The organism is Mycobacterium sp. 852014-52450_SCH5900713, from assembly GCF_001667075.1.
Classification (GTDB): domain Bacteria; phylum Actinomycetota; class Actinomycetes; order Mycobacteriales; family Mycobacteriaceae; genus Mycobacterium.
Genome location: NZ_LZIL01000063.1, coordinates 1 through 16,937, shown reverse-complemented (window position 1 = coordinate 16,937; position 16,937 = coordinate 1). Strand labels below are relative to the sequence as shown.

Annotated in this window: 8 protein-coding genes; 3 read left to right on the top strand and 5 right to left on the bottom strand. The window is 65.7% G+C overall.

Annotated features, from left to right (window positions below):
- Positions 1-368: 368 nt before the first annotated feature.
- From A5773_RS19130 to A5773_RS19120, 3 genes are all read right to left on the bottom strand, one after another.
- Positions 369-761: a heme-binding protein gene (locus A5773_RS19130; RefSeq protein WP_067792152.1), complete on the bottom strand. Its 393-nt coding sequence runs from the start codon at positions 759-761 to the stop codon at positions 369-371.
- 160 nt (positions 762-921) lie between these two features.
- Positions 922-1,629, bottom strand: coding sequence for a Type 1 glutamine amidotransferase-like domain-containing protein (locus A5773_RS19125; RefSeq protein WP_369817376.1), 708 nt, complete (start codon positions 1,627-1,629; stop codon positions 922-924).
- Positions 1,622-12,253 (bottom strand): BTAD domain-containing putative transcriptional regulator, encoded by a 10,632-nt coding sequence (locus tag A5773_RS19120; protein WP_232001895.1) that lies wholly within the window; start codon positions 12,251-12,253, stop codon positions 1,622-1,624. The genes A5773_RS19125 and A5773_RS19120 overlap by 8 nt, the downstream gene beginning before the upstream one ends.
- A 228-nt stretch (positions 12,254-12,481) precedes the next feature.
- On the opposite strand from A5773_RS19120, the gene A5773_RS19115 reads away from it, so the two are divergent.
- Positions 12,482-15,052, top strand: coding sequence for a SpoIIE family protein phosphatase (locus tag A5773_RS19115; protein WP_067792146.1), 2,571 nt, complete (start codon positions 12,482-12,484; stop codon positions 15,050-15,052).
- Entirely contained in the window at positions 15,052-15,375 is a 324-nt protein-coding gene (locus tag A5773_RS19110) for an STAS domain-containing protein (protein ID WP_066958348.1), read from the top strand. The genes A5773_RS19115 and A5773_RS19110 overlap by 1 nt, the downstream gene beginning before the upstream one ends.
- An 18-nt stretch (positions 15,376-15,393) precedes the next feature.
- On the opposite strand, the gene A5773_RS19105 is transcribed toward A5773_RS19110, so the two are convergent.
- Positions 15,394-15,897 carry a DUF2505 domain-containing protein gene (locus A5773_RS19105; protein WP_066958292.1) on the bottom strand — a complete coding sequence of 168 codons (504 nt, stop codon included), beginning with the start codon at positions 15,895-15,897 and terminating at the stop codon, positions 15,394-15,396.
- A 74-nt stretch (positions 15,898-15,971) separates the two neighbouring features.
- On the opposite strand from A5773_RS19105, the gene A5773_RS19100 reads away from it, so the two are divergent.
- A complete protein-coding gene (locus A5773_RS19100) occupies positions 15,972-16,181 on the top strand; it encodes a DUF3072 domain-containing protein (protein WP_066958346.1) in 210 nt (69 codons plus the stop codon).
- Here the strand turns inward: A5773_RS19100 and A5773_RS19095 are convergent.
- Positions 16,182-16,937 (bottom strand): YihY/virulence factor BrkB family protein (locus A5773_RS19095; RefSeq protein WP_067792143.1); only part of this gene is annotated, 756 nt, incomplete at its 5' end.

The window sequence follows — 16,937 nt, the reverse complement described above, 5'->3', positions numbered from 1 at the left end:
GGCGCGCCCGTATAAAATCCCCCGCGGGCGGGGCCCCGAAAAAAATTTGCCGGGGGGGGGGGCGGGGGGGGGGGGGGGGTGGGGGCGGAAAGTCTTGCGGCAGCGGTGCATACGCGTCCGGTGGCGGGACATTGGCGTTGATAGTATCGGCAACGTTGGTGCACCCGCTCACGGAGACACGCCTGCCGACGCTTGCGCAGACGTCGGCGTTGGCCACACCGGAAGGCTCTACGACGGCATACATCTCAGGAATCGCGGTAAGGGTCAATACTGCTATCGCCCCTGCAGTCCAAGGCCGCACCCACCCGTTCATCGGGATCTCCTCACTCTGACCGGTGGCAAGTTTTGGGCGTGCTTGTTTCGATCGCTCAAGGGGTCGCGCCGCCCTGCCCCAGCAGCGGTGTCCACTGACAACGCTGCCTGATGTCAGCCAGGGGCTGACGGATGTTTTCGAGATCGGCTTGCTCTTCCGGGTTGGCGTTGAAGTACTGCTGGACGTCGTCGCCGATCTGGTCTTTGGGACGATCCTGGAGTCCGGTGTAGAACTCGTTCAGGTCCGGATGAGTGAACAGGTAGCCCGAGAGCGCTGCCGCGACACCTGACGCGACGCCGGCTACATCCGCTGCCGTGCAGCCGGGGGGCCGAGGCGGGGAGTCAGCCGCGGCGGTCGCCGCGGTGCTACATAGCAGCGTGCCGGTAATTGCGCCGGCACCGATTGCCCCGACTAGTAGCCGACGCGGGGTCAGATGTGCGAAGAACATAGCTGGCTCCTTTATGCGGCAATTACCTGCGGTTGGCATGGTGTTAACTCTGGACACCGACCGGGTTGGTTACTCGGGCCGAAAGTCACTATTACAACGGCCAACCGTCACAACGCGATGGCGATGTTCACGCACCGAACTTCGTTGCGGTGCGAGAAAATCAGCCGTCATCTTCGGCGCGCAACAGCGAGTGCGTGACGCGACCGCCCTCGAAACGGAACTCATGCGCGGGATGACGGAGAGCCTCGATAGTGCCGTCTGCGTGCACCATGACTCCGGCGCCTGATGGGATTCCGAGGCCGCCGGCCGATCCCTCGAGCTCTTCGACGGTTCGCGATAGCCGCGCCCACCCGCCTCGCTCGTCATGCGCGTCAACCACCAAGGGTACGAGGTTGAACACATCGACTAGTTCAAGCGGGGGCGATTCGGGCGTCTCGACGATTCCATAGCGTCCGAGCTGGACGGCGCCGGCCGAGATGCCCACCAGGACGGCCCCTTGGGCGTGCCTGCGCAGGATCACGTCCTTCATGCCGGCTTTCTCGAACGTGTCCCAGCCGAGTCGTACATCGCCACCCGCGAGGACGATCAACCGGGCACGCTCGAGGAAGGCGCGATCGTCGGAGCCGAAGGACGAAAGAATCATGCGACGGTCGGTGATTCCAATCGCATCCATAGCCGTCTCGAAGATCCCGTAGTACTCGGGGCGGTCCCCGTTGGAGGCACCGATGTAGGCCGCGCTAAGCGGTGTGTCCCGCGCCAATCCATCGAGGGCTCCCTCGAGGAGCAGCCGGTCCCGTCGCTTCCAGAACAGCAGCTGACTGTCCGCTAGCAGATAAAGCGGTTGTCGTCGTGGCACCGTCTCAGTCACCGCAGACGAGCTCGTCGAATTTAGCGAGCGCAGCATCGAGCTCCGTCTCGTCAAAGGTTTCGTAGCGGCTGAGCAGGTCACCTTCGAAGGTGAAGATAGCGATCGTTTGCCATTCGGCGTCGAAGCCCTCTTGTGAGGTCCCTTTCACCACTTGGGTGGCGACGGCTCCAAGTTCGGTCAGCCGATGCACGGTCTCGACGTAGACGTGCACCTGCGGAAGAAGATCCAAATTGGCGCGAACAGTTATGGCCAGATCGGCGCCCTCGATTGTGACGCCCCGTCGATGGTCGATGTAAACCACGTCCGGCATCATCGTTGGAAGTTCGTGCCGATTGAACTGAGCGTGGCCTTGCGCGACCAACGACCATATCCGCGCACGGGTGGCCGCTTCGCCGGCGATGTACCGAGCTTCGAGTTCGGCGAAAGCGACGTCGAAGTCGTCGGCGTCGAATATGGAGTGAACAATCATCCGGTTGTCCCCGTCGATCTCCACGATGCCGATCATGTCCGCGCTAATCTCACCGGGCTCAAGTCCGGGGGCGGAGGACCGAATGCGGGAGAGGGCAAGGCGTTGTCCACGAAGCGCGAGGACCGTCCAGACAACGCCCTCGAAACCGACGTCAGCGACTGCCCGCAGGTTTGCGAGGTTCACATCGCGCCCGCGCAGTTCACCGGAGTTGACAACCCGACGGTTGTCATGCGACACAACGTTCTCGGCGAGTATCTCGGCCATCGTCGCCCAATCGCGCGTCGCCAGGCAGGTCCAAAATCGTTCATTCACTTGGCTTGCCGCATTGTCCAAGCGGTGCGGCTGCGCTTGCAATTCGTCGAAGCGGGCAAGCGCGGAGTCGAGTTCTGTTTCGTCGAAGATCTCGGAGCGGTTGATCAGAGCGCCTTTGACGGTCGAGATGCCTATCTCTCGCCATTCGGCCTGGAAGCCGTCGCTCGACGTCCCCTCCACAACTCGGGTGACTACCGCGCCCAGCTCGTTCAACCGATGCACGGTTTCGATGTAGGCGTGGAGCCCCGGCGCGAGCAGGTCCCAAGAGGCTTCGAGGTATCCCTTCAGATTTCCCGGTGCGAACGCTATTGCTCGTCGGTGGTCGATGTTGGTCCAGTCCGGCGTCGTCGCCGGTAGCTCGTGACGATTAACCGCGGCATAGGCCTGTGCGATGGCTGACCACGTGCGGGAATGCTCGGTTGCCTCTCCGGCGAGGTACCGGGCTTCAAGTCCTTCGAAGGCGGCGTCAAAGTCGTCGGCATCGAAAAAGACGTGGGCCGCAATCCGCCCGTCTGTGTCGATCTCGGTGATTCCCAGCATCTCGATGACGAATTCGCCGCGCTGCAACTCGCGGTCGAAGGAGGCGATTCGAATGAGGGCCAGGCGCTCCCCGCGGGTCGCGATGACCGTCAGCGTTACCTGCGCGAGGCCCTCGGCCAGGGCGCGCATGTTTGCCATCACGGCATCGCGACCGTCCCAGACGCCGACATTCACCACCCGACGGTGATCGTCGACAAAACTGTTGCCGGCCAGGATTTCGGCGACCGCCGCCCAATCGCCGGCCGCCGAGCGCGCAAAGAGGCGGTCCTCCGCTCGGCTTGCTGCGTTCTCGAGTTGCCGCGTCGGGCGGCTCAGCTCGTCGAATCGGGCAAGGGCGGCATCCAGATCCGCCTCGTCGAATATCTCGCAGCGATTGAGCATGCCGCCATCAACTGCCAAGATGATGACCTCACGCCACTCGGCTTCAAACCCCTCCGGGGAGGTCCCAGCCGCAGTGTGGGCGACGACCGCGCCGTATCGACTGAGACGATGTACAGCTGCAATGCGGATCGTCAGATTAGGCGTCTGGTCCAACGCGCTACGGAGGAATGCGAGAAGTTCACCCGGTGTCGCCGCTGCTCCTCGGCGATGGTCGGTGTCGGCGAAGTCTGTTGTCGTCGACGGAAGGTGGCCCCTATTGACCGTGGCGTAGCTCTGTGCGATGGCTGCCCAGGTGTGCGAGTGGGGGGCCGCTTCGCCTGCGAGGTAACGATTGTCGATTTCTTCAAATGCGGCGTCGATATCGTCAGGGTCGAACACCACGGTCGACCCGAATCGGTTGTCGTCGTTGACCTCGATGACGGCAAGCGCCGCAGCCTGGAAAGCCTCGGGAAGCGATTCTTGGCTTGCGAAGGTGAAACGAGAGAGCATGAGGCGCTCTCCGCGGGTCGCGATAACGGTCGCCCGAACATCAGTCGTCCAGACCTCGCCAGTGGCACGCCAATTCGCCATCTCGGCGTCTCGACCGCGTCGGATTCCGGCGTTGATGACGGACCGGCGGTCGTCTGAGCGAAAGTCGTCGGCGAGCAGTTCTGCCATGGCATCCCAGTCGCGACCCCCAAAGTGGGCGAGGAACTCCTCGAGCACGAGGCTTGCCGCGTTTTTGAGCTGGGGTGTCGGACGACTGAGCTGATCGAATAGTGCGATCGCTGTGTCCAACTCACTCTCGTCGAACAGGTCGCAGCGGGTGAGTCGGTCGCCTTCAACGATGAGGACTTGGATCATGCGCCATTCGACGTCCAAGCCGTCAGCCGAGAACCCATGGGAGTCATGTGTGATGACAGCCCCGAAATCGTTGAGCCGGTGCACCGTTTCGATGCGGACCTCAAACTCCGGCGTCAGATCGAAGAAGTTCTGGAGAGCTGGAGGAAGGTCGCCGGACGCGAACGGCGTGCCACGCCGGTGGTCGACCATGACCCAGTCCACTTTGAAATGCTCATTCCGGTTGAACAAAGCGTAGATGTCGGCGATGACCGTCCACGTACGCGCATGGCCGGCCGCCTCGCCGGCGAGGTACCGAGCCTCAAGTTCCCCGAACGCCGCGTCCGGGTCTTCCACGTCGAACACGATGCGCGCCACGACGCGGCCCACGGCGTCGATCTCGATGACGTCGAGAGCGAATGCGTGGAAGCCATCAACTCCTTGGCCGCGGAGGGTGGTTCGGATGCGGTTCAGGACAAGGCGGTCGCCACGGGTGGCGACGACCTCTGAGGTGATGTCGAATCCGGCCTCGCACAGCCCGGAGACCTCGGCGATCACCGCGTCGGTCCCCTGTCGGAGGCCTGAATTGACTACATGGCGACGGTCCTCGCTCCGAATGTCGTCATCTAGCATCGTGGCTACCGCGCGCCAGTCACGAACCGCATAAGCCGCCTTGAACCGTTCGTATAGACGGCTCGCCGCGTTTTCCTGTCGTTGCGTCAGTTGGCTGAGTTGTTCGAAGCGCGCAAGCGCGGCATCAATGTCTGCTTCGTCGAAAACTTCGGAGCGGCTGACCAGGTCACCGTCGACCGTCACGAGGCTGATCCCTCGCCACTCAGCGTCGAAGCCCTCGCGCGATATCCCATGCGCGACATGGGTATAGACGGCTCCTACGTCGGTCAGTCGATGCACTACCTCTGGGTAGGTGCAAACTCGCTGATCGAGGTCCCATCCCGCGCGGACGTATTCAATCAGCTCACCGGGGGCGTATGCCGTCCCTCGGCGGTGGTCGATGCTTGCGAAATTCGGCGTAGTCGGCGGCAATTCGTGCCGGTTCAGTGCGGCATAACCATTCATGATGACTGACCAAGCCCGCGAGTGAGTAGCCGCTTCGCCTTTCAGGTAACGGGAATCAAGTTCTTCGTAGGCGGCGTCGCCCTCGTCGCTATCGAAGAAGACGACCGCGGTAATCCGCCCGGCGGCGTTGATTTCGAGCACGCCGAACACGTCTGTGAGAAAGGCATCGGGCCCTTGATCATGGTCAGCGAAGCGCAGGCGCATGAGGGCAAGTCCGTCGCCGCGAATCGCCACGACGTTTGTCACCACGCTTGCCGTCCACAGGTCGGCGACGGTCTGCATGTCGGCGATCTGGGCGTCTCGGCCATGTTGCGGTCCGGCACCCACCACGCGGCGGCGATCGTCATTCACGAAGTTGTGGTCCAGCATCTCGGTCATGGCGTCCCAGTCGCTGGCCGCAAAACGCGCTAGATACCGCCTTCCCACTTGGCTTGCCGCGTTCTCCAGCCGTGGCGCCGTGCGGCCTAGCTCTTCAAACCGCGCCAGCGCGGCCTCGAGCTCTGCCTCGTCGAATACCTCAGTGCGGCTGATGAGGTCGCCTTTGACCGTGATGACGCTGATGACTCGCCATTCGGCATGGAATCCGTCTGCTGAGGTCTCATTCGCCACGTGGGTGATGACCGCACCGCGATCGTTCAGACGGTGCACCGACTCGATGAAGCATTTCAGATCAGACGTAGAACTCCATGCGGCGCCCATCAAGGCAGCCATTTCACCGGGTGCAATCGAGGTCCCTCGGCGGTGGTCGATGTTTACCCAATCCGGCGTTGTCGGAGGCATTTCGCGCCGATTGATCGACGCAAAGCTTCGCGCGATGGCCGACCACGTGCGCGCATGCGTTGCCGCTTCGCCAGCGATGTATCTCGCCTCGAGCTCATCGATGCCGGCCTCGAAGTCGTTCAGATCAAAGATGATCCGGGCGGTGAGCCGGCCTTCGGCGTTGATTTCAACGACGTCGAAAACATCGGTGTGGAATGCCTCCGGGCGCTTGTCGCGGCCCCAGGTTTGGGTGCGGCATAACGCGAGGCGGTCGCCGCGGGTGGCGATGATATCCGACGTCAAGCTCTCAACGCCGATTCCGATGGTTGCCGACATCTCTTGGAGTACGGCGCTGCGGCCCTCTCGCGTGCCGGCATTCACCGGCCGACGGCGATCGTCGGTTGAAACGTCCTTCGCGAGTATCTCGGATATCGCGTCCCAGTCGCGGGCCTCGAAGCACGCCTGCAGGCGCTGGTGCGTTTTGGTTGCCGTGGTCTCGAGGCGCGGTTCTACCCGGGTGAGCTGATCGAATCTCGCGAGGGCGGCGGCGAGGTCTGTCTCGTCGAAAAGCTCACTGTGGCTGATCCGGTCGCCGTCGAATATCACTATGTCGGTCACCCGCCACTCGGCGTCGAAACCGTCTGGCGAGGTCCCGATTGCCACGTGGGTGATCACCGCGCCGCGATTGCCTAGCCGGTGCACAGCCTCAATGTAGATGCGGGACTGCGGCGAGAGTTCCCAGGCAACACGGAGATACGCGCCCAGGTCACCGGCACCGATTGGTGCAAGCCGTCGATGGTCGATGGTCGCCCAGTCAGAGGTCGTTGGTGGGATTCTCCGCTGGTTCAGCGCTGCGAAGCCCTCCGAAAGGAGCGACCAGGTGCGGGCATAGGCAGCCGCTTCCCCGGCGAGGTAGCGACGATCAAGCTCTCCAAAGGCAGTGTCGATGTCGTCGAGATCGAAGACGACGATCGCCGTGATCCGCCCGTCGGCGTCGACCTCGACGACGTTAAGTGCATCGTTTTGGATCGTGTCGGGATCGGTGCCGGAGGTGCGTACCCGTGCCAAAGCGAGGTGCGTGCCGCGGGTGGCGACGACATCCAACGTCGATATCGTGAAGCCGATGTTGGCGGACACCTTCAGATTGTCGATGACGGCATCTCGACCGCGCCGGCTTCCCTCATTCACCACCCTTCGGTGGTCGGCACCGGAGAAGCCATCGGCGACGGTTTCGCGCAGCGCATCCCAGTCGCGGGCGGCGAAGTGCGACCAGAAATGGTCGAATGCCAGCGTTGCCGCGTTTTCCAAATGCGATGCCGGGCGGGTCAGCTCGTCGAATTTCGCGATCGCGAGGTCTAGGTCTTCCTCGTCGAATAACTCGCAGCAGCTGATCACTTCCCCTTCGACAGCCAGTAAGAAGAGTTCCCGCCACTCGGCTTCGAAGCCCTCTTGCGACGTTCCACGCGTTACATGGGTGACGATCGCTCCGACGTTGGTCAGCCGATGGACAGACTCGATGTGGGTCGTGCCGTCCTGTGCGAGATTCCAAGCGGCACGGACATAAGCGATCAGGTCACCGGGTGCGAACGCGGCCCCTCGCCGATGGTCGATGCTCACAAAGTCCCTCGCGGTCGCCGGCAGCTCGAATCTGTTGAGCGCAGCGTATGCCTGCGTAATCACCGACCACGTGGACGCATAAGGCGCAGCTTCGCCAGCAACGTAACGGCCATCGAGCTGGGCGATGGCGGCGCCGATGTCTTCGACGTCGTACGTGAAGACGTTCGCGATCCGGTCGTCGGCGTCGATCTCGACGACGTTGAGGGCATCGTTTTGAATCGACTCGGGGTCGCGGCCGGCGGCGCGAACACGTGCGAGGACGAGACGCTCCCCGCGAATCGCCATGGCGCTCACCATCGAGATCGCGAAGCCGACTTCGGCGGCCGCTTGCAAATCCCGCACCACGGCATTTCGACTGTGTTGGGTCTCGGCATTCACGACCCGACGGTGATCGATGCCCACATAGTTGTCGGCGACGGTATTCGCCAGGGCGTCCCAGTCGTGCGCCGCGAAATGCGACCAGACGTGCTCGAATACGCGCGCCGCCGTGTTTTCGAGCCGCCGCGTGACCGGGTGCTCCGCCTCGAATCGGGCTTCGAGCTCGGCCATAGCGGCATCGATGTCGTCGATGTCGAACCACACCTGTGAGGCGATTCGGCCGTCCTCATCGATGCCGTAAATACTGAAGAATTCGTCCGCCGGCGCCCCAGGACTCGTGTCCGCAGTGCCCACCGCCAATCGAGCGAGGGCTAGGCGCTCGCCTCGCACAGCGATGACGACTGAAGTGATCCGCACGCCGCCCGCCTCAAGGACCCGCCTATTCTCGAGTGCCCAATCGTCCGACGGCAGGTCAGCCCTGGTGAAGCCAACGATCTTCCGGTGGCTCTCGACGGTGACCGCGCGTGCATAGAGCTGCTCGAACTCATCCCAATTCCCGGTATTGATAGCGGCGGCCACGCGTTGTCCCGCTCGCACGCAAGCGTTTTCGGGTTCGACGACGGCCGGTTCGGATGGAGGCGCGGTGGGTGGTTGTTCGGCACCGAGAACGTCGAGCGCCTTTTCGGCAAGCGCCGCAGCGCCTTTGCGCTCGTACAACTCGGCTGCCCGCTCGGCGGCGGCCCGCGCACCGGCAAGGTCGCCGGCGGCGGCCGAAACCGTTGCCAGCGTCAGGCACGCGTCGCCGTGATCCACCAGCGCGTCGGTGCGCTCGGCCAGCGCGACGGCCTCCTGGGCAAGCCGCCGCGCCGCGCCGTGGTCACCGCGCCGCGATAGTAACCGCGCCCGAAGGGTGCGCCAGGCGATCGACGCCTTCAGCGCATGACCGGCGAGACGCTCACTCTCGGCGCACAATTCGTCGGCCTCAGCGTCTCGGTCGAGCGCGAGACAAGCGCGGCCCAGCAGCGCCGCGGTTTCGGCGGTATCGGCGTCGAGGCCCATGCGACGAAAGCCGTTGTAGGCCTTGCGCAAGGGTGGCTCGGCTGCCGTGGGCTCGTCGACCACCAGCTCCACGATCCCGGCGAACTGCTCAACCTCCATGAGAGAATGGCGCAGTCCAATCTCGGTGGCCGTACGCCGGGCCGAGTCGATCATCCGCCGCGCCGCCGCCGCCCGACCGCGGAAAGCCTCCAACACCGCTTGGCACCGCGTCGATGTCGCTTCGACCGCCGGTGAGTCGGTAGTGATTCGGAGCAGCCGCACCACATCCAGGCATCGTCCACCCGCGCGCGGAACGGGATTGGGGCCCCACAGCGCGGCAAGCGGCGCGTTCGCCAGAACCGCATTCACCCGGCGGTGTTCACGCGCGCGTCGCGCCGCTGAAAGAGCGTCGTCCAGGGCGATTTCGCAGTCGCCGATCCTGCCCAGCCGGGCGAGACAGCCGGCACGAACGGTGTGTGCCATGGCTTCTCCAGCGGCGTCGCCGAGTTGGGCGAGCTCTTCGGCGGCCGCGCCGACCGCGGCAGCGACGTCGTCCAGTCGTTCCGGGTGGGTCAGCATCGAGAGTTGACCGTCGAAGCAGGTGGCCCATGCCGCGAGTTGGGCGGAATCGACCGTGGCCGTTTGCAATTGAGCGACGGCATCGGACGCCGAAGCCACGTCGCCCGCGGCCAGCAGTGCCTCGCAGCGCGCGATCAGCAGCGCCGCAGCTTGGTCGTCGCGGTCGGGCAACTCCTCGTCGATCTCTTCGAGTGCGTGCAGGGCCCGGTCGTAGAGGTCGGCGGCGCCTTCATAGGCGAGCCGTGCCATCGCCTGGTCCGCCGCCCGCCGGCAATATTCGACCGCCTTCGCCGCGTTCCCCGCCCACGCGCATTCGAAGTAGTGGTACGCCAGTTCGGCGAGCAGTTCGTCGTCGGGGCCTGCCTCGCTTTCCAACGTTGTGGCGATGCGCTGGTGCAGCCGCATGCGCCGCACCGACGGCAACTCGGCCAGCAGCGATTGTCGGACGATCGCATGGTTGAACCGGTAGCGACCGCCGGGCTCTTCGATGACGATGCCGGCCTTGCACGCCTCGTCGAACGCGTCGACCAGGTCCTCCTCCACCACGCGTTCCACCAGATCCAAGGCGAACCGGCTGCCGACGACCGCGGCTGCGGCAAGCGCCTTGTTCGCCTGCGCCGGAAGTCGCGAAAGGCGGCGACTCACTGCCTCCCGCACCCCTTGTGGCAGGGTGCTCTGATCCCAGCGTCCACCGCTTTCATCCACGTGGCGCAGGGCCTCGATGAGGAAGAACGGATTGCCTCCCGTGACGGACGCCAATGCCCGGGCGAGCTCTTCGTCGTTGTAACCCGCCTCGGCGACGTAGGCGGTCACGTCGTCCTCGTCGAGGCCGCTCAGGCTGAGCCGGTTGGCCGTGCCGTCGCGGTGGAGGTCGGCGAGCATCGCCGCCAGGGGGTGGGAGCGGTCGAGGTCCGTGCTGCGGTAGGTGCCGATGATCTGCATGCGGGCGTGTTCGCCGAAACGCAAGAGATGCCGTAACAACAGCAGCGTGGGCTTGGCCGCCCAGTGCAGGTCGTCGAGGATCAGAACCACCGGCGCGCTTGCCGAGGCCATAGCCAACAGCGCGACGACGGCGTCGAAAAGTGCGTAGCGTTCGGTGTCCGGGTCGGCGCGGGTCGGCGCGGCCAGGTCGGGAAGCAGGTCGGCCAGCCCGGGCACGAGTGTGAGGAGTGCTTCGACGCCGCGCAGCCCACGGAGCCCACCCGCAGCGAGGCATGGCACCAGCGAACGCAGGGCTTCGGCGAACGGCTGGTATGGCGCGCCGAGGTCCTCGTCGCATCGGCCGTAAATGACCAGAGCGCCTAATTCATAAGCCTGTCGCGACCACTCGCCGGCCAGACGCGTCTTACCGACGCCTGGTTCGCCCGCGATCAGCATCGCGTTGGTGCCGCCGGCGAGTGCGGTCTGCCACGCCGAAGACAGCCGCTCGAGCTCGTGCCCGCGCCCGACGAACGGCCCTGGCCCGGCGAGCACGGGGGGCAGGCTCGGGCGCTCCAGAGGCACCTCGATCGAATCCGCCGGATCGTCGAGCAGGGTGCTCTGCAGTTGAAGTTCGAAAACGTGTTCCGGGCGCACGAGATTGCGCAGCTGGCGCGTCCCCAGGTCGGCGAGCACGACATCATCGGGGAGCGAGTCGATGACGAGCTCCGCCGTCGCACCCGAGCACAGGATCTGGCCACCGGTAGCCAGCGACCGGAGGCGGGCGGCGCGGTTGACCGCGCGGCCGAAGTAGTCGCCGTCGCGAAATTCGACCTCCCCGGTGTGCAAAGCCACGCGAATGCGCATGGGCTCCCGTAGCGCCCAGGGCTCGTGGACGATCGCATCTTGAAGCTCGATGGCCGCGGCGGCGGCCGCCGATGGCCGCTCGAAAACCGAGAACGTGGCGTCGCCCTCGCCGCGCGTCTTGATCAGCCGACCTCCGCGGGACGTCACGACCTGCTCGACGACCTCGTCGTGTCGCGCCAGCGCCACCGCCATGGCGCCGGCGTCTGCCTCCCATGCGGCCGTCGACCCTTCGATGTCGGTCAGCAGGAACGTCACGGCCCGGGTCACGGACGGGAGCTGTTGTGCGGCAGGCGTTTCCAGCGCAGAGTCCTGCGCGACGATCGCGGCCTCCAGCCGGCGAAGGTCCGGTCCCGGGTCTACTCCCAATTCATCGGCGAGCAGCGCACGCGCACGTTGGTACGCGCCAAGTGCCTCGCCCTGCCTGCCGGCGCGATACAGCGCGAGCATCAGCTGGCCCCAACGCCGCTCGCGCAGCGGCGCGTCGGCCACTGCGGCCTCGAGCTCGCCGATGATCTCCGCGGCCCGGCCCGTCGCGAGAAGCGCATCGGCCCGATCCTCCACCAGCGCGGCGTGGCCCTCGATCCATCGCGTTTTCTCAGAGGTTCCCCGCCGGCCGTCGGGCAGCTCGGGCATTCCGCGCCAGAGGGCGAGCGCCTCCTCGAAGCGGGCCACCGCCTGGCTGGTGTCGCCGGCCGCCGCGGCGTCGCGTCCCAGTCGGGCTGCCGATTTGTAGCGCGCCGCGTCAACCTGGGTCTCGGCCAAAGTCCAGCCCGCGCCCGCCGTCAGAACGAAGCCGTCACCCAGGGTGCGACGTAACGAGGAGATGTGGGTTTGCAGGGCCTTGGCTGCGGTGCGTGGCGGATTCTCGCCCCAGAGGAGCTCGACGAGCGTGTCGGCCGCCACGACCGAGCCGCCGTGCAGCCCGAGCATGGAAAGGATCGCGCGCGGTTTGGCGCCCGGGATAGTGACGGGCGCCCCGTCTAGCCGGACCTGGAGAGGTCCCAAAACCCCCAGTTCCACCGATGGAAGCGTACTCACATCAGCCATCGTCGGTGGGGGGATTCAATGCACGGTCAAGGTCGAGTAAAGGCGTCGTATCCAGGCCCGAAGTCACCGCCACTGGAATGCTCACGAGCGTGAGCAGTTAGGTTTGTATCCATGGGCAACGAAGGGGGTGGATCGGCGTTTACCTGGGAGGGCCGGCGTGAGCTGGTGAGCCAGATTCATGAGCAGCTCGACGAGCTGGTCGAAGCCCGCGACCAGATGGAACAACTGGTGCGGGTCATCAGCGAAATCGGTTCTGATCTGGACCTGGACGTGACGTTGCACCGGATCGTCAAGGGGGCGATGGAGCTGACCGGCTGCCGCTACGCCGCCCTGGGTATCCGCGCTGCCGACGGCGCCCTGGCCACTTTCGTCCGCGCGGGAATCGATGACGACACCGCCCGGCGGCTCGGCGATCTGCCGGTCGGGGAGGGTCTCCGTCTCGAAGATGTGAGTGCTCATCCGCAGGCCGCCAACCTGCAGGCCCAAGATCCGCCCATGCAGGCCCTCCTCGGATTACCGATCACCGTGCGGGGCGCGGACTTTGGGAGCCTCTACCTCGCCGACGACCGGACCGGCCGAGTCTTCTCCGACTCCCAGGCGGCCGCGGTGCGGGCCTTGGCGACGGCCGCGGCGGCCGCCATCGACAACGCGCGCCTGTTCGAGCGAGAACGTGAGACGGCCAGATGGACGAAGGCCAGCCGGGAGATCACCACCGCGCTGCTGTCGGGCGACCCCCAGACCGGGCCGTTGCAGCTCATCGTGAACAGAGCGCTGGAGTTGGCCGGCGCCGAACAGGCGATTTTGCTGATTCCGAAGGAGCCCGATCTGCCTGCCGACGAGGTCGACACCCTGGTGGTGGCCGCGACGGCGGGGCGGTACTCCTCGGAGGTGATCGGTCGCCAGGTGCCGATGGACGGCTCCACTACGGGTGGTGTCGCGCGGCGCGGCCAACCGCTGATCACCGAGTCCTTTCAATATCCGATCGAGGGGTTCACCGACGTCGGTGAACGCTCGGCGATCGTCATGCCGCTGATCGCGGACGGCGCGGTGCTCGGCGTCATCGCGGTCGCTCGCGACCCCCAGCAGTCACCATTCGGCGACGATTACCTCGAGCTCGTCAGCGACTTCGCCCGGCACGCGGCTATCGCCCTGGCGTTGGCGGCGGGTCGTGAACACGCGCTCAACCAGGAACTCGCCCAGGCGGACACCGTCGACGACGCGGTGAACGCCGCCGCCGAGGAATTGCGCCGACTGTGGCGGGCGCGCCGAGTCCTGGCTGTCACCTTCCCGACGCACACTTCCTCCACCGGAACGGCCTTTGGCGCGCCGCTCGTCGTGTCGGTCGGCGAGCCCGCGCAGTGGGGCGACCTGCCGTCCCACACCCAAAAGGTGCTCAGCGCATTGCGCGACGGTGACTTGCTCACCACGAGAACGGGCGAGGCCGGGACCGCAGGCATCGCGCTGCAGCACCCCGAGGGCGTGCTCGTCGTCTGGATCGATCTGGCCGAGCGTCGCGCGTTCACCCTCGAGGACCAGACCTTGCTCACGGTGCTCGCAGGCCGGCTCGGCCAGGGGCTGCAGCGGGTCCATCAGGTCGACCAGCAGCGCGAGACCGCCCTGGCGCTGCAACACGCGATCCTCGGCCCGGCCGATCTGCCGCACGGTTTCGCGGTCCGCTATCAGGCCGCCAGCCGGCCCCTGCAGGTGGGCGGTGACTGGTACGACATCGTCGACCTGGAGGACGGGCGCATCGCAATGGTCGTCGGCGACTGCGTGGGGCACGGCCTCGCCGCCGCCACCGTCATGGGTCAGGTGCGCAGCGCCTGCCGCGCGTTGCTGTTCGAGAATCCCAGCCCCGGCGCCGCTCTTGCCGGGATGGATCGCTTCGCCGCGCGGCTGCCCGGCGCCCAGTGCACAACGGCCGTCTGCGCGGTGCTCAACCCCGAGACCGGTGAGCTGGTCTATTCGAGCGCCGGGCACCCGCCGCCCATCCTGGTCCACTCGGACGGCACCACCCAGATCCTCGATGACGGCCACACCATCGCGCTGGGAGTACGAGCCGGCTGGTCGCGCCCCGAGGCCCGGGTGACCATGCCGGCGCGCGCGACCCTGCTGCTCTACACGGACGGGCTGGTCGAACGCCGCCGCACCGCACTGGGACAGGGGATCTCCCGCGCGGCAGGGCTGGTGCAGGACGGCCGCGCGTCCATGCTCGACGACTTGGCGAACGACATCATGTCCGGCCTGGCCCCTGACGGCGGCTACCAGGATGATGTCGTCCTGATGCTTTATCGCCATCCCGCGCCGCTGGAGCTGACGTTCCCTGCCGACGTCAGCCACCTCGCCCCGGCGCGAACCGCGTTGCGCACCTGGTTGATGCGGACCCGTCTGGACCCGGAACAGGCGATGAACGTGCTCGTCGCCGCCGGGGAGGCCGTCGCCAACGCCATCGAGCACGGTCACCGCGACAAGCCGGAAGGCACGATCAGCCTGGGCGCGACCGCACTGGTCGACCAGGTGCAGCTGACTATCACCGACACCGGCTCGTGGAAGGTTCCGCAACCGGCCAGCTATCCCCATCGGGGCCGGGGTATCGCCCTCATGCGAGGGCTCATGCACGACGTGACCATCAGCCCCGACGCCGCCGGGACCACGGTTCACCTATCCGCGAGGATCACATGATGCCCACGTCGCTCACCCTCGACACCGCGCGCCGAGACGACGGGAAACTGATGTTGGTCGCCGCGGGGGAGATCGATCTGAGCAACATCGACACGTTCGTCCAGGCCCTGACCAGCGCGAGCGGCGAGTCCCCCGGCGGCGGCCCGCTCACGGTCGACCTCAGTGGCGTCGAATACCTCGACAGCGCCGCCATCAACGCGCTGTTCACCCACGCCGACCACATCCACCTGATCGCCCACCCGATCTTGATGCCGATCCTCACCATCAGCGGCCTCACCGAACTGGTTGCCGTCGATCCCGCGTCGCCGTCATCGGAGAACTGACGAGCTTCCGGCGCGAAGTCAGGGGTTTTCGGCGATCCAAGTGCTGGTGAAGTGCTGTAGCGCGGGGATGCTCTTAGTCAGGTCGGCTTCCATCGACTTCTCGAATTTGCGGCCCACCAACGGGATTTTGACCGCGACCTCCACGGCGAAGCGCAGCCGCGCGCCGTTGCCCGCGGGCGCCATCCACGCTTCCGCACGGCCCGATCCAATGCCGCCGGAGCTGACGACGCTGATTTGGCCGCGGACCTCGCCGTCGCCGGCTGGTCGCCATGTCTCGCTGTGGACGATCTTCAGCTCGCCGGGGACGGCTCTGGCAATGAGCGTGGGCATTACCTGGCGGGCCACGTGCTGGGTGGCGCGAACTGTCACGGTGCCGTCGGCGTCAACTACCAGCGAATCGAGCGTCGTGGGGGCGTTGCTGGCTTTCAGGCGGGCCAGCCAGTAGTCCTCGCGGCCGAACGTCGTATGGATCTGCTCAACGCTGGCGGGCGATTCGATCAGGATGTCGAAGGAACGCGACATGGCAACGATTCTTCCAAAGCACCATGTTTCGAACGTACGTGCGATGGCTATCCCTCGTCGCGGAGGTGAAGGACATGACAGACAACCGACAGGCACCGAGCGAGAATCCCGAGAAGGAAACGTCTGAGTGGGTGACCGGCGACGAGCCGATGACCGGTCCGCAGCGCAGCTACGTGCACACCTTGGCGCAGGAGGCAGGGCGCGAGGTTCCCGACGATTTGACGAAGGCGCAAGCGTCGGAGCTCATCGACGAACTGCAGCAACAAACCGGACGTGGTAACTGACTAGCCGGCGGGCCGGCTGTGGACGGTCGGCGTCGTCGGCGTCGGGGGGTCGGCCGCCTTGCGGCGGAGGTCGCCGAACCTGACGCTGACGCGCTGAAAGCCCTTGACGCGCTCGGCTTTTGCCTTCTTGGTGTAGGTCTTGCGGTCAGCCGGTGTGAGTTCCGCGTCGTCGGTGAACGGAGTGAGCAAGGCCCGCGGGTAAAGCCCTTCCACCAGGACGACATTGATCTCGGCGCACAGCACCAGCGCGGACGAGATCAGGAAAAGGAAGGCAAGCAATCCCAGCACCAATGCGAAGACGCTGTTGGTAGCGCTGGCCGTCTTCACAGTGTGGCGGATGTATCCGGCACCGCCCCACTGCAATATCTGCCAGATCACGGCTGCCGCAAGCGCTCCCGGTAAGACTTGACGGTAGGTGAGTTCTCGCGCGGTCGTCACGCGAAATGCCACCAGGCAGATCAACGCATTGATCACCACGGCCACCAGTGCCACGCCGATTTTTCCGAATACGCCTAGCGCCCCGGTGGCCTGGCCGGCCGCGGACAGGGCGGTAGCGGCTAGGGCCGCCGAGCCGAGGACCAACAACAACATCAAGCTGCGCAGGCGTGAGCGAATCGGATCAGGACGCTTGTTTCTCGGGACGGCCCACACCGAGTCCATCGCGTTCTGCACCGCCTGGCCGACGCCCAGACCCCCGTAAAGCGCGCCGAGGACGCCGACGACTATGGCTACGGTTCCTCCGCTGAGCCCGGCGGG

Coding starts and splice junctions, on each gene's coding strand:
- A5773_RS19130 (WP_067792152.1), bottom strand. CDS start 761: ATGTTCTTCGCACATCTGACCCCGCGTCGGCTACTAGTCGGGGCAATC.
- A5773_RS19120 (WP_232001895.1), bottom strand. CDS start 12,253: ATGCTCGGGCTGCACGGCGGCTCGGTCGTGGCGGCCGACACGCTCGTC.
- A5773_RS19115 (WP_067792146.1), top strand. CDS start 12,482: ATGGGCAACGAAGGGGGTGGATCGGCGTTTACCTGGGAGGGCCGGCGT.
- A5773_RS19110 (WP_066958348.1), top strand. CDS start 15,052: ATGCCCACGTCGCTCACCCTCGACACCGCGCGCCGAGACGACGGGAAA.
- A5773_RS19105 (WP_066958292.1), bottom strand. CDS start 15,897: ATGTCGCGTTCCTTCGACATCCTGATCGAATCGCCCGCCAGCGTTGAG.
- A5773_RS19100 (WP_066958346.1), top strand. CDS start 15,972: ATGACAGACAACCGACAGGCACCGAGCGAGAATCCCGAGAAGGAAACG.